General features: G+C 72.5%; 11 protein-coding genes. 7 read left to right on the forward strand and 4 right to left on the reverse strand.

Annotated elements, in window-relative coordinates:
* Nucleotides 1–231: 231 nt before the first annotated feature.
* Entirely contained in the window at nt 232–2,379 is a 2,148-nt protein-coding gene (locus tag ACYU96_RS17865; protein WP_460756570.1) for an NAD(+) synthase, read from the forward strand.
* Between the two features lie 6 nt (nt 2,380–2,385).
* Here the strand turns inward: ACYU96_RS17865 and ACYU96_RS17870 are convergent, their stop codons facing one another.
* Nucleotides 2,386–3,744, reverse strand: coding sequence for an MFS transporter (locus ACYU96_RS17870; RefSeq protein WP_460756573.1), 1,359 nt, complete (start codon nt 3,742–3,744; stop codon nt 2,386–2,388).
* A 126-nt stretch (nt 3,745–3,870) separates the two neighbouring features.
* On the opposite strand from ACYU96_RS17870, the gene ACYU96_RS17875 reads away from it, so the two are divergent.
* Both ACYU96_RS17875 and ACYU96_RS17880 read left to right on the forward strand, forming a co-directional pair.
* On the forward strand, nt 3,871–4,728 hold the full coding sequence (locus ACYU96_RS17875) for a copper resistance CopC family protein (protein WP_460756576.1): 858 nt from the start codon (nt 3,871–3,873) through the stop codon (nt 4,726–4,728).
* 194 nt (nt 4,729–4,922) lie between these two features.
* A complete protein-coding gene (locus ACYU96_RS17880; RefSeq protein WP_123816084.1) occupies nt 4,923–5,204 on the forward strand; it encodes an HU family DNA-binding protein in 282 nt (93 codons plus the stop codon).
* A 96-nt stretch (nt 5,205–5,300) separates the two neighbouring features.
* Here the strand turns inward: ACYU96_RS17880 and ACYU96_RS17885 are convergent, their stop codons facing one another.
* Genes ACYU96_RS17885 through ACYU96_RS17895 form a run of 3 tightly spaced genes read right to left on the reverse strand, consistent with a single transcriptional unit; the run spans nt 5,301 to nt 10,387 of the window.
* A complete protein-coding gene (locus ACYU96_RS17885; RefSeq protein ID WP_460756580.1) occupies nt 5,301–7,997 on the reverse strand; it encodes a flippase-like domain-containing protein in 2,697 nt (898 codons plus the stop codon).
* A gap of 46 nt (nt 7,998–8,043) precedes the next feature.
* Nucleotides 8,044–8,853, reverse strand: a complete 810-nt coding sequence (locus ACYU96_RS17890) for a CPBP family intramembrane glutamic endopeptidase (RefSeq protein ID WP_460756583.1) — start codon at nt 8,851–8,853, stop codon at nt 8,044–8,046.
* 10 nt (nt 8,854–8,863) lie between these two features.
* Nucleotides 8,864–10,387 (reverse strand): S10 family peptidase, encoded by a 1,524-nt coding sequence (locus tag ACYU96_RS17895; RefSeq protein ID WP_460756587.1) that lies wholly within the window; start codon nt 10,385–10,387, stop codon nt 8,864–8,866.
* Nucleotides 10,388–10,577: 190 nt separating this feature from the next.
* Here ACYU96_RS17895 and ACYU96_RS17900 point away from each other — a divergent pair, with 190 nt between their 5' ends.
* The 4 genes from ACYU96_RS17900 to ACYU96_RS17915 are packed head-to-tail and all read left to right on the forward strand — an operon-like array spanning nt 10,578 to nt 13,246.
* Complete coding sequence (locus ACYU96_RS17900) at nt 10,578–11,243, forward strand: hypothetical protein (protein ID WP_460756589.1); 666 nt, start codon at nt 10,578–10,580, stop codon at nt 11,241–11,243.
* Nucleotides 11,233–11,538: a transcriptional regulator gene (locus ACYU96_RS17905; protein ID WP_460756592.1), complete on the forward strand. Its 306-nt coding sequence runs from the start codon at nt 11,233–11,235 to the stop codon at nt 11,536–11,538. The genes ACYU96_RS17900 and ACYU96_RS17905 overlap by 11 nt, the downstream gene beginning before the upstream one ends.
* On the forward strand, nt 11,535–12,455 hold the full coding sequence (locus tag ACYU96_RS17910; protein ID WP_460756594.1) for an ABC transporter ATP-binding protein: 921 nt from the start codon (nt 11,535–11,537) through the stop codon (nt 12,453–12,455). Before ACYU96_RS17905 ends, ACYU96_RS17910 begins: the two co-directional genes overlap by 4 nt.
* A complete protein-coding gene (locus ACYU96_RS17915) occupies nt 12,452–13,246 on the forward strand; it encodes an ABC transporter permease (RefSeq protein ID WP_460756597.1) in 795 nt (264 codons plus the stop codon). The genes ACYU96_RS17910 and ACYU96_RS17915 overlap by 4 nt, the downstream gene beginning before the upstream one ends.
* The last annotated feature ends 69 nt before the right edge of the window (nt 13,247–13,315 follow it).

Genomic DNA, 13,315 nt, shown 5'->3' on the forward strand with positions numbered 1-13,315 from the left:
CCCACCGCCCCACCGCCCCACCGCCCCACCGCCTCACCGCCCACCGCCCCACCGCGCCCACCAGCCCGATCCGGACGGCGACCCGCCATCGTGCGTGGTGGCTGCGCTCCCACGGCGCACGATGGCGTGGTCGCCGGGATGGCGTGGTCGGGGGGCGGGTCGGTGGTGTCCACGGGGCGGCCGGGGTGCGGAGCGCGTCGGCCGGGGAGTCCCGAACCTAGACTCGGAGTCGTGGACTTCTACAACGCGTACGCCCAGGGCTTCGCCCGGGTCGCGGCCTGCACCGTCCCGGTCACGCCGGCCGACCCGGCTGCCAACGCCGCGGCCGTCCTGGAGCAGGCGCGTGCCTGCCACGACGAGGGTGTTGCCGTCGCCGTGTTCCCCGAGCTGTGCCTGAGCGGCTACGCAATCGACGACCTGATGCTGCAGGACACGCTGCTCGACGGCGTCCTGGACGCCCTGCGGCACCTGCTCACCGAGGGTGCGGACCTGGCCCCGGTGATCGTTGTCGGCGCGCCGCTGCTGTCCGGGAACCGGCTGCTGAACTGCGCCGTCGTCGTGCATCGCGGGCGCGTCCTCGGGGTCGCGCCGAAGTCCTTCCTGCCGAACTACCGTGAGTTCTACGAGAAGCGGCACTTCGCGCCCGGCTCCGAGGTCCGGGGCGGTACGACCCGGATCCTCGACCAGGACGTGCCGCTCGGCACCGACCTCCTCTTCCGCGCCGAGGACGTGCCAGGCCTCGCCGTCCACGTCGAGGTCTGCGAGGACATGTGGGTCCCCGTGCCGCCGTCGGCCCGTGCCGCCCTGGCGGGCGCGACCGTGCTGCTCAATCTCAGTGCCAGCCCCGTCACCGTGGCGCGCGCCGAGGACCGGCGGCTCATGGTGCGCAGCGCGAGCGCGCGCTGCAACGCCGCCTACGTCTACACGGCGGCCGGGCAGGGCGAGTCCACCACCGACCTGTCCTGGGACGGTCAGACCATGGTCTACGAGTGCGGCGACCTGCTGGGGGAGACGGAGCGCTTCCCGGACGGACCGCGCCGTACGGTCGTCGACGTCGACCTGGACCGGCTCCGGCAGGAACGGCTCCGGCAGGGGACGTTCGAGGACAACGCCGGGGCGCTCGGGATCGTGGACGGCGCCGGTCGTGGCCTGGGTACGGACTGGGCCGGAGGGGGTGACGGCGCGGGCAGCACGGCAGGCGTGGCCCCGGCGTGGCGCGCCGCGTCACCGGACACGTTCCGCGAGGTCGCCTTCACCGTGGCGCCGCCGTCGGGCGATGTGGGCCTGCGGCGCACCGTCGACCGCTTCCCGTTCGTGCCCTCTCGGGCCGAACGCCTCGCCCAGGACTGTTACGAGGCGTACAACATCCAGGTCAGCGGTCTGGAGCGGCGGCTCACGGCGATCGGCTCGCCGAAGGTGATCATCGGGGTGTCCGGTGGGCTCGACTCGACGCACGCGCTGGTCGTGGCGGCCAAGGCGATGGACCGGCTCGGGCGGCCGCGCGACGACGTCCACGCGTTCACCCTGCCGGGCTTCGCGACGTCGTCGGCGACGAAGGAGCGGGCGACCCGGCTGTCACGGTCGCTGGGCGTGACGTTCGAGGAGCTCGACATCAAGCCCGCCGCCGAGCAGCTGCTCAAGGATCTCGACCACCCTTACTCGGCGGGCGCCGAGCAGTACGACGTCACCTTCGAGAACGTGCAGGCCGGCCTGCGGACCGACTACCTGTTCCGGCTCGCGAACCACCGTGGCGGCATCGTCCTCGGCACCGGTGACCTGTCGGAGCTGGCGCTCGGCTGGGCGACGTACGGCGTCGGCGACCAGATGTCGCACTACGCGGTCAACACCGGCGTGCCGAAGACGCTGATCCAGCACCTCGTCCGGTGGGCGATCGACACGGAGCAGCTCGGGGCTGCGGGCTCGGAGACCAACACGGTGCTCGCCGAGATCCTCGAGCAGGAGATCACGCCGGAGCTCGTCCCGACCCGGGAGGGTGAGGCGCCCCAGTCCACGGAGGCGTCCGTGGGGCCGTACGCGCTGCAGGACTTCTCGCTGTTCTGGACGCTGCGGTACGGGATGCGGCCGAGCCGCATCGCGTTCCTCGCCTGGCACGCGTGGCGCGACGTCGACGACGGCGCCTGGCCGCCCGGCTACCGCGACGCCGACCGGACGGCCTACGACCTGGTCACCATCCGGCGCTGGCTGGACGTCTTCCTGCGCCGGTTCTTCGCGAACCAGTTCAAGCGGTCCGCGATCCCGAACGGCCCGAAGGTGCTGCCCGGCGGCACGCTCTCCCCCCGCGGCGACTGGCGGATGCCGTCGGACACGCGGGCGACGGCATGGCTGGCCGAGCTGGAGCGCAACGTCCCGGCGGGCTGAACTGCCTCACGTGCTGCTCCGGGTGCGCCCCCGTGCGACGAGTGCGACGACGGCCGGGACCAGCAGGATCGCTCCCGCGACGTTGACGGCCTGGAAGCCGCCGAGGGCCAGCACCGGCCCGGCGAGCGCGGCGGCGCCCGCGCCCGCGTAGTTCATCAGGGCGTCGCACGCGCCCTGCAGCGGCACCCTGACGCGCTGGTCGTCGATTCCGGCCAGCAGGGCTGACGTCGCGATGACCGCAGCCGACCATCCCAGGCCCAGCAGCACCAGGGCGACCGCGGTCACGATGCTCGCCACCTGCTCCGCGGCCGAGCCCGCGTCGGCGAGAACCGCCGCGGCGAAGCCGACCGCCACGGACACCGCCTGCATCGCCAGCCCGAGGACGGCAGTCCGTACGGCGCCCCAGCGGTCGGCCAGCCAGCCGAACACCGGGCTGAGCGCGAACATACCCAGCACGTGCAGGCTGACCACGATCCCGACCAGCTCCAGCGACATCCCGCCGTGCTGCATGTGCAGCGGCGTCATGACCATCACCATGATCATCACGGCGTGCGCGACCGCCATCGCCACCACCGCGAACCGGGCCCGCCCGTGAGCCCAGGCCCAGGCGAGCGCGCCTCGTGCGGTGGCGGGGCGTTCCCCGGCCGCGGCGGTGGGGGCGTGCGCCGTCCCGGCTCGCTCCTCGAACGGTCCTGCCGTGCCGGCCTCTGCCGCTGCGGCCTCCGCCAGGCCGGATCCGGTCGCTCCGGGAGCGACCGGCGACGTTCCCGGGTCGCGGTAGAGCAGCCCGACGACCAGCCCGGCCAGCAGGTACCCGGCGACCGCGAAGACGTACGGACCGGACAGCGTGGGAACGGCGATCAGCCGGCCCAGCGCCGCCCCCGGTGCGGCGAGATTCGGCCCGGCCACCGAACCGATCGTCGTCGCCCAGATGACGATCGCCATGGTGCGGCCGCGGGCCGCCCCGCTCGCATTGTCCGCGGCGGCGTACCGGGACTGCAGGTTCGCGGCGATCGCCACGCCGTACAGTGCCATCGCGACCAGGAACAGCATGGCCTGGTGCAGGACGGCCGCGGCGATGATGAGCAGGCCACCGACCGTCGCCAGAACATATCCGCAGGTCAAGGCCAGCCGCCGGCCCTGCCGGGCCGCCAGGGCCGCCAGCGGGACGGCGGCCACGGCCGCGCCGAGCACGCTCGACGCCTGCGCGAGGCCGCCCATGGCCGTGCCGCCGAGCTGCTCCGCGAGCAGGGCACCGACCGCGGCTCCGGAGGCGACACCGATCCCGCCCAGGAGGTTGCTCGCGACCAGCGCGGCCACGTTGCGGCGGCTCTGCGGTGGTGCGGCGGACGACTGCTCGGTCATGGTGCTCGCTCTCGGTCGGCGGAACTTCACACACCGTAGACGCAGCCACCGACATCACCTGTGGCCTCGCCGAGGTGTGCGGGGTGCCGCACGGGGGTGTCAGGAGCGCGGAGTAGGGTGCGGACCATGCCTGAAGTTGTTGCCGCGGCCACCCCGCGAGTCGCCGTCCTCCCACGCCCGGCCGGCCGTGCCGTCGCCGTGCTCGTCGCGGCGTTCGCCGCCTGCTTGACCTTCACGGCGATGTTCCTGGCCACCGCGCCGCCCGCGGCGGCGCACGATCAGTTCCTGTCCAGCGACCCGGTCGACGGCGACGTGCTCGACGCCCCGCCCGAGGCGATCACGCTGACGTTCTCCGGCGAACCTCTGGAGACGGGTGCCGAGATCGTCCTCACCGGCGACGACGGCGCGGACCTGGCGCTCCAGGACCTCGCCGCCGACGGAGCGGTCCTGACCGGCTCGGTCCCGGCGACGCTGCCCGCGGGCGACTACGACGTGGCCTGGCACATCGTCTCGGGCGACGGGCACCCGCTCGAGGGCGCCTTCACGTTCTCGGTCGACGGTCCCGAGGAAGCCGACGGCGAGGCCGTGGAGCCTCCGGAGCCGATCGAGGAGGAGCTCGCGGAGCCCGAGGTCGAGGAGTCGGCCGACGCTCCGCCCGCCGACGCCGATGCGGTGGCCGGCGGCGACGACGCGGCGTCCGACACGCCCGGCGAGTTTCCGGCGGTTCCGACCGGTCTGGCGGTGGTCGGCGCGATCGCCGTCGTGATCATGATGCTTGTCGTCATGCGTCGCAAGATGAAGGACGACGAGCGCCTGCGTGGGCGCGGCCATGGCGATGACGGTGGCGCCTCCGCCGTGAGCGGCGCTGCGGACGGAGACCGCGACAACGGCAGCAAGTGGGGCCCTTTCGGCGGTGACGGCGGCAGCGACGGCGGTTCGGGCGGCGGCGACAGCGGCAGCAGCAGCGGCGGCGGCGGGGACTGAGACGCACGCCACGAGCCGCTCCCCGGCCGATTCACGGGAGTTCCGGCGGAGCTTCGTGAATCGTTGGTGAGGTCTTCGTCACGTGACGACTCGCGGTAGAAATGCGGTTCTTCGCGATTTTCTGCCGATCTGCTGGCATGATCGGACATCGATGTCGGCGTGACTGCCGACTCGTGTCCGAAGAAGGGAACCGCATGTCGCTCAACAAGACCGAGCTCGTCTCGGCCATCGCGTCCAAGTCCGGCCTCACGAAGGCTGACGCCGACAAGGCGCTCGATGCCTTCCAGGAGGTGCTGATCGAGTCGCTCGGCAAGGGCGAGGCCGTCAAGGTCACCGGCCTGTTCTCGGCCGAGCGTGTCGAGCGTGCCGCCCGGACCGGTCGTAACCCGCGGACGGGCGAGGAGATCCAGATCCCCGCGAACTTCGGTGTGAAGATCAGCGCGGGCTCGCTCCTGAAGAAGGCTGTCGCGAAGTGACGCGACGCTGACCTGCTCAGCGATGCTGAGTTGCTCGGCGAAGGAGGCCCGGCACACCTCGAGGGTGCCGGGCCTCCGGCTTGCCCTCCGGCGGCCTCACAGGTCGCCCTTGCGCTCCAGATACTTCATCGCCACCCAGCCCAGCGGGATGCGTCCCCAGTAGGTGACCGCGCGGTACAGCAGCGCGCCGGACACGGCCAGCGCCGGGGAGAGCCCCGCCGCCGCGAGCCCGGCCGTCAGGGCGCCCTCCACACCACCCAGGCCGCCCGGGGTGGGGATCAGCGCGCCGAGCGCGTTCCCCACGAGGTACACCAGCGCGACGTCGACCAGCGCGAGCGACTCGCCGAACGCTCGCAGGCAGGCGTCGAAGGTGAGCGCGTAGCCCAGGGTCATCACGAGGTTCCCCGCGATGCCCATGGCCAGGCGTCCGGGGTGCGAGAGCATCGAGGCCAGCCGCGGCCACACCTGCTGCACGCGCGGCCGCGCGAAGTCCACCGCCCACCGCCGCACCCGCGGCACCAGCAGGACCGCGACGACTGCCGCGGCCACGCCGCCCAGCGCGATCAGCACCGACGCCGACGGCAGCTCGACCAGCACGCCCTCGCCGGTGAACACCGACATCACGATCAGCAGCAGCACGGTCACCACGAACTGCGAGACCTGCACCAGCGCCACGGTCGCGACGGCCATCGGCAGCGCCACCTTGCGCTGCGTGAGCAGGCGCAGGTTCAGCGCGGCCGGTCCGATACCGGCCGGGGCAGCCAGGGCGACGAACGACCCGGCCGCCTGCGTCAGCGTTGCACGGAACAGGGACACCCGGGCCGGGGAGAAGGCGACGAGCGTCAGCGCCGCGCCGAACCAGGTGACGAGACCGAACGCGTACGCGACACCCACCCACCAGGGGTTCGCGCCCCGGACGGCGTCGGTGATCTGCTCGAAGCTGATGGTGCCCACCACGATCGCCACGGCCACGATCGTCAGCGTGAGCATGATGACGGTGCGCGCCCCGAACCGCGTGATGCGCTGCGGCTGGACGTCCGCCTCGGGCAGGTGCTCCACGATGGCGTCGCGCAGCTCGCCGATCAGCCCCTTCTGCGCGCGCACCGCCTCGCGGGTGGGCCGCGGCAGCGCGATGGACTGGATCAGGGGGCCGATCGCGGCGATGTCCTCGTCCGGCAGGGCGCGCACCGCCGACGCGACGGCGCTCCGCGCGCCCACGCGGACCGAGAGGACGGCGAGCAGCTGCACCAGGTCGAGGCGCCGGGAGAGCGGGGTCGAGGCGATGTCGCCCTGCTCCCACCCGGTGAGCCACACGTGAGGGTCGCCGTCGTCGTCCCGGTGCACGAGCAGGACGTCCGGCGTCAGCGCGCGGTGGGTGAGGCCTGCACCGTGGGCGCGCCCGAGCTGGTCCCAGGCCTCGTCGAGCACGTCGGAGTCGATGTCGTCCGCGGGCAGCTCCGCGAACGGCGTCGCCCCCTGCGGGTGCTCCAGCACGAGCGCGACCGAGTCGTCGGCGACTCCGACGCCGTGCAGGCGTGGTGTCCGCACCCCCGCGGCCATCGCGGCGTACGAGAGCAGCGCGTGCCGCTCGGCCACGGCCTTGAGCGAGATCGCCGCGCGCCCTTCGATGCCCCGCAGCCGGAGCGCCCGCCAGAGGCGGGTCAGCGTGCCGACCACCTGCCGGTCGCCGTCGAGCACGACGACGTCACGGCGCACGCCGTCCTCGGTGAGCAGCGCGTACACCCGCGTGTCGCTGTTCCTGGCCAGGGCGAGCGTGGCCGGGTCCGGTCCGTCGGCGGGATCGGCCCAGCCCGTTCGCTCCGGCCCGTCGCCGGGACGGCCGACCGTGCGCGGGACGCTCAGCACGCTGACCGGGACGCCGCCTGCGATGGCGGCCCGGCCGTCGTCCGCCGCGTCCACCTCCGTCACGGGGTCCACGTCGACGGGGTCGACGTCGTCCTCGGACACGTCGCGGATGCGGACCAGGGACCGCGGGCGGAACCCCGCGCGCCGGACCGCGGCGACGAGGTCCGGGCCGAAGGCCCGCTCGCCCCGCACCCCGGAAACGTACTGCACGGCCTGGCCGACGGTCCGGCCGAGGAACAGCGCGGCGAGCACACCGGGCAACGACACCTGACCGGTGATGAGCACGATGAGCAGCGCGGCGAACAGCAGGTTCCACGACCACCGCACGGTACGACGGCGGGTCGCCGGGCCGGCCACCGTGAGCAGCGCGGTGAGGGCCACGGCGTAGGTCGGGATGATGAGCTGGTAGCCCTCGCCGAGCACCAGGACCGACATACCGGCCACGAGCTCGTCGCTGCCCAGGTAGCGCACGCCCAGGCCGAACAGGATCCCGATGAGCAGGCCGCTGATGCCGGCCACGATCGACTCCACGACCTGGCGGCCGAGCCGGCGCAGGCCGAGCTCCGTGAGGACCGCCACGGGTCCCACCACGGCCACCACGCCCTGGAGCACCACGACGGGCACGAACAGGATCTGCGCCACGAGGTCGTTGAAGTTGCGCACGTCCTCCGTGACGCCCTCTGTGGTCCCGTGTGCCGCCACCGACATCACGAGCACGAGGACCACGCCGAGCACGTTGCCCACGATGCCGAGCAGGTCGCGCGGGTGGCGGACGCGGACCTCCGGGGTGTCGACGACGCGGACGAGGCTCTCCGGGACCTCCAGGGCCCCCGGGGCGTCCGCCGGTGGACCGGCGCGGGTCCGGGCCGACGGGTCGGTGTCGGCGTTACCGCCGGAGCCGGCGGCCCGGTCGGTCGCGTGGGACATGTTCCGGAGTCTAGGACCGTGGCCCGGGAAGCGAGCGGAAATGCGGCTATCCCGCACCCAAGGCAGCGCGCCATTCCGCAGGAAGCAGCGCATACCCGACGAACGCGACCACGTCCAGCAGGGTGTGCGCCACGACGAGCGGCACCACGCGCCGCCGGCCCCAGCGAGACGTGTAGAACCACGAGAACACGATGCCCATCACGACGTTCCCCAGGAACGGGCCGATGCCCTGGTACAGGTGGTACGAGCCGCGCAGCAGCGAGCTCGCCACCACGAACCTGACGCGGCCCCAGCCCAGGTCGTGCGTGCGCTCGTACAGGTACGCGACCGCGATGACCTCCTCCAGGAGCCCGTTGTGCAACGCGGACACCAAGAGCACCGGCACCGTCCACCAGTGCTCGTTCAGCGCGCTGGGCTGGACCTCCACGGTGATGCCCAGCGCACGCCCGAGCGCGTAGAACGCGAGCCCCGGGATGCCGATCAGCGCCGCCAGCCCCAGCCCCCACGCCATGTCGTGCCCGGTCCTCGCCCGGTCCAGGCCGATCCGGGCGAGCGTGCCCCGGCCGCGCGCGCTCAGCAGGTAGAGCGCGAGCGCGACCGGGACCAGGGCGAACCCGATACCGAGCACCTGGTACGTCAGGTCCAGCCACGGCCGCTCGGACTGGCTCGCGTTGAGCGTGGCGGTCTGCTCGGCCAGCGGGGTGGTGTCGGTCAGCCGCGCCGTGATGCTCACCACCGAGTAGACGGCCGACTTGCCCAGGCTCAGGCCCAGCACGATCCAGATCTCGGCACCGATCCGGCGCCGGCTCTCGGCCGGGCGCGCGGCGACCGCCACGGGGCTCTCCACGTTGCTCACGCCCCGATCCTCACCGGTGGGACGCCCGCGTCACGAATGCCGCCAGGTCCGCGGACTGGGCCAGCCGCGACTCCGGGTGCACGTACATCATGTGCCCCGCCGGGTAGGTCCTGGTCTCGATGCGCTCGCGGGCGGCGCGCGGGATCGTCATCTGGTCGAGGCTGTACTCGATCGCCTCGACGGGGACGCCGCCGTCGTACCGGCCCATCGCGACGTGGACCTGCAGGTGCGGGTTCGTGATCATGGCCTCGGAGAGCTTGCCCGCGACGTCGACCGCCCGGCCCTCGAACTCCTTGTAGGACCACGGGTGCACGGCACCGGTCATGATCTCGTACACGGCGTCGTTCGCGTACCCGAGCTCGCCGCGCAGGTAGTGGTGCAGCGCGGCGGAGAACGGCCCGAGGAACGCGGTGAGGAACGGGTCGTTCGGCATCTGCTCGTGGACGTAGTGGTCCGCCGGGCCGGTGAACCGCGTGTCCAGGCGGCCGGTCACGAGCCGCCGGGACCGGAGCAGCTCCGCGTAGGCGCGGGTGTGCTCGGGACGGAGGTTCGCGCGGTCCAGGAAGTCCTCGGAGAGCCCGGAGATCGCGGAGAGGCGGGCGACGGCGGCCGCCCGGGCGTCGTCTTCCAGGGCCTGGCCGCGGGCGAGCACCGCGCGGTACTCGTCGGCGTAGGAGCGCGCGTCGGCGACGACGTCCTCGGCCGACCGGTCGGGGTGCAGCCCGTGGTAGTGCGCCGTGGCCGCGTAGAGCGGCAGGAAGAGCGGGTTCGGCAGGTCGGAGCCGTCCGCATGGTAGAGCGTCTCCAGGTTCAGCGCGGGCGCGATGAGCATGACGCCGTTGAGGAACATGCCGAACCGGCGCTGCAGGTACTCCGCCAGGGACGCGCCGCGGGTGCCCCCGTACGACTCGCCGATGAGGAACTTCGGGCTCATCCACCGGTCGTGCCGGCTCGTCCACAGGCGGATGACCTCGCCCACGGACTCCAGGTCGCCCGTGAAGCCGTGGTACGGCCCGGCCTTCTCGCCCTCGGTGGCGCGGGACCAGCCCGTGGACACCGGGTCGATGAAGACGAGGTCGCTGACCCGCAGCAGGGTCTCGGGGTTGTCGACCAGGCCGTACGGCGGCGGGGTAAGGGCCCCGACGTCGCCCGAGTCGACGCGCCGCGGCCCGAGCAGCCCGAGGTGCAGCCAGACGCTCGACGACCCCGGTCCGCCGTTGAAGGCGAACGTCACCGGCCGCTGCGTCACGTCCGCGTCGTCGAGCGTGTAGTAGGTCAGCGATATCTCGGCCCTGGGCTTGCGGCCGCCGTACTTCTCGTTTTTCGTGATCTCCTCCCGCAGCACGATCCGTCCGGTGGTGGCGGTGTAGGCGAGGTCGCCGTCCGGGGTGTGCAGCGTATGGCTGGTGGTGGCCAGGTCGTCATAGGGCTCGGTCCGCACCGTCGCGCCGTCGCTGTCCGACGGCGGCCCGTGCGTGCCCGAGGTCTCGGATTCTGGAGTGCTGATGGACTCGGAACCGGAAATGTCACTCACCCCAAAAACCTACCCCTCCCCCTGCTGACCTGAATTCAGTAGGGGATCGAATCCATTTATCGGCCCCGGAAAGGTCTGCAAGACCCTGTTGAACGGAAGTCAGTCGCGGTGACGGTTGCGGGGGAAGGGTGGGGTCGGGCAAACTGGTTTGCAGAGCAAACTTGTTGGCGAGCGGGAGGGAGTACGGATCATGGCGATGGACCACGGCGTGCCGCCGGACACAGGGGGTGGGGAGGCGCTCGACGCCGCCGCGCGCCTCAGGCTGATCGACGAGCAGCAGGAACGGACCCGCAGCGGGCTCGAACCCGACGCGCGGCTGCTGTACCTCGTCTGGGGCTCGGCCTGGCTGGTCGGCTACCTCGGGATGTGGTTCACCTCCCGGGACGGCAGCCGCCCGGAGATCTGGGCGAGCTGGACGCTGGCCGCTGCCATCGTCCTGGCGATCGCCTTCACTATGGTGCACTCGATCCGCCGCACCGCCGGAACCCGGGGCGTCTCGGCGCGGATCGGGGCGATGTACGGCTGGGCCTGGATGCTCGGCTTCCTGGCGATGTGGGCGATCATGACCGGGCTGATCCGCGCGGGCGCCGGCGAGGAGGTGGTCGTCGTCGCCGCGAACGGGATCGCCTGCCTCATCGTGGGGCTCATGTACCTCGCCTGCGGCATGGTCTTCCACGACGACGGCCTGTACGCGCTCGGCGTGTGGATGTTGGTCACGGCGGGCGTCGCGACGTTCGTCGGGCTACCCGGCACGAATCTCGTGATGGCGCTGCTCGGCGGCGGCGGGTTCCTCGTGATGGGGGCGGTGACCACCGTCGTCGGGGCACGGCGGCGGAGGGCCCGCGATGACCGATAACGACCTCGACGGAGTCATCCACGCCCCCGCGCGCCTGCGGATCATCGCCACGCTCGCGACCCTCGGCCCCGGCGACGAGGTCGCGTTCCCCAAGGTCCGCAAGCTGCTGGACATGACCGCGGGAAACCTGTCCACCCACCTCCGCAAGCTCGAGGACGCCGGGTACGTCGACGTCACCAAGACCCACGAGGGGCGCACCCCCGCCACCTACCTCAAGCTGACCGACCGCGGCCGCGCGGCGTTCCGCGACTACCGGACCGCCCTGGCCGAACTCCTGAACGGAGCTGAAGCATGAATCTGGAGCACCACGACCACGCCGTCGTCTCCGTCACCGACGTGACCCGCACCTTCGGGGACGTCGTCGCCCTCGACCACGTCTCCCTGGAGGTGGGGCCGGGTGAGCTCGTCGGGCTGCTCGGGCCCAACGGTGCCGGGAAGTCCACCCTGCTCTCCCTGGTCAGCGGCCTGCGACGGCCCGACACCGGCACCGTGCGCCTGCTCGGCCAGGACCCGACCGACCCCGCGGCACGCACCACCCTCGGCATGACTCCGCAGGAGACGGGGCTCCCCGCCACCCTGCGGGTCGGCGAGGTCGTGGACTTCGTGGGCGGGCACTACCCCGACGCCGTGCCGACCCTGGAGCTGCTCACCCAGTTCGGCATCGAGGACCTGGCGCGACGGCAGACCGGGTCGCTGTCCGGCGGGCAGAAGCGGCGCCTCGCGGTGGCGCTCGCGATGGCCGGCCGGCCGCGCGTCGTGCTCCTCGACGAGCCCACCACGGGCCTCGACGTGGGTGGCCGCACCGCGCTGTGGGACGCGATCCGCGCCTGCCACCGTTCCGGCGTGACCGTGCTGCTCACCTCGCACTACCTGGAGGAGATCCAGGCGCTCGCCGAGCGGGTCGTCGTCGTCGACCAGGGCCGCGTCCTGGCGGACGACAGCCTGGAGGCGATCCTCGAGCGCGTGGGTGCCAGCCGGGTCTCCTACGCCGGGCACGACGGGCAGCGGCAGGAGCACGTCGTCTCAGACTCGGACGCGTTCGTGCGCGACCTGGTGGGCTCGGGAACCGAGTTCACGGGCCTGGAGATCCGGCACGCCTCGCTGGAGGAGGCGTTCACCGCGCTCACCGAGGGCACCGCGGACAGCGCGAGCCCGGAGCCGGGACCCGCACCGCGGGGCGCCGGCCTCACCACCGAAGGAGTCAACCGATGACCACGTCGACGCCGTCCCGGTCCGCCGTGCGGAACATGCGGCCCTTCTGGGCCCTGTCCTGGCTGCACCTGAAGTATCAGTTCCTCGAGACGGTGCGGATCCCGATCGCCGTGCTCGGCAACATGGTCTTCCCCGCGCTGTCCATGGCGTTCTTCGTCGTCCCGCAGGAGCAGGTGGCCGGCAACCCGGAGTGGGCCACGATGGCGGTTGCCGGACTCGGGCTGTTCGCGGTCTGCTCCGCCAGCCTGTTCACGTACGGGCTCGGCGTGGCCGAGGATCGCCAGCTCCCCTTCTACCCGTACCTGCGCTCCTTGCCCACGGGGCCCGGGCCGCAGATGGTGGGCCGCGTCCTGAACGGCGCGATCTTCGCGTTGTTCGGGCTGGTCCCGCTGATCCTGGTCGCCGTGCTGTTCACCGCGGCGACAGCGACGCTCGTCCAGCTGGTCCTGGGTGTCGGCACGATTCTCGTCGTGGCGGTGCCGTTCGTGCTGCTCGGGCTCGGGGTCGGCTACGCGCTGCCGGCGAAGGCGGCGCTGCCCGTGGTGCAGCTCATCCTCTTCCCGCTCGCGTTCGCCGGCGGCCTGTTCCTGCCGCCCCAGATGTTTCCGGGCTGGCTCGACGGCATCTCCATGGCGACCCCCACCCGGGCCGGCCGTGACCTGCTGGTCCAGGCCCTCACGGGTATCGAGGCGAACCCGGTCGCGCTCCCGGTCCTCGCGGGCTGGACGATCCTGTTCGCGGCCCTGGCGGTCTGGTCGTACCGCCGTGACGAGGGCCGGAAGTTCCGCTGAGGCCCGCCGGGCCGTGGCGTGGGCCACGGCCCGGGCTCCGCACCGGTGGCCGGGGCGTCCGCGCAGAAG

The sequence above is a fragment of the Myceligenerans cantabricum genome (assembly GCF_054777735.1).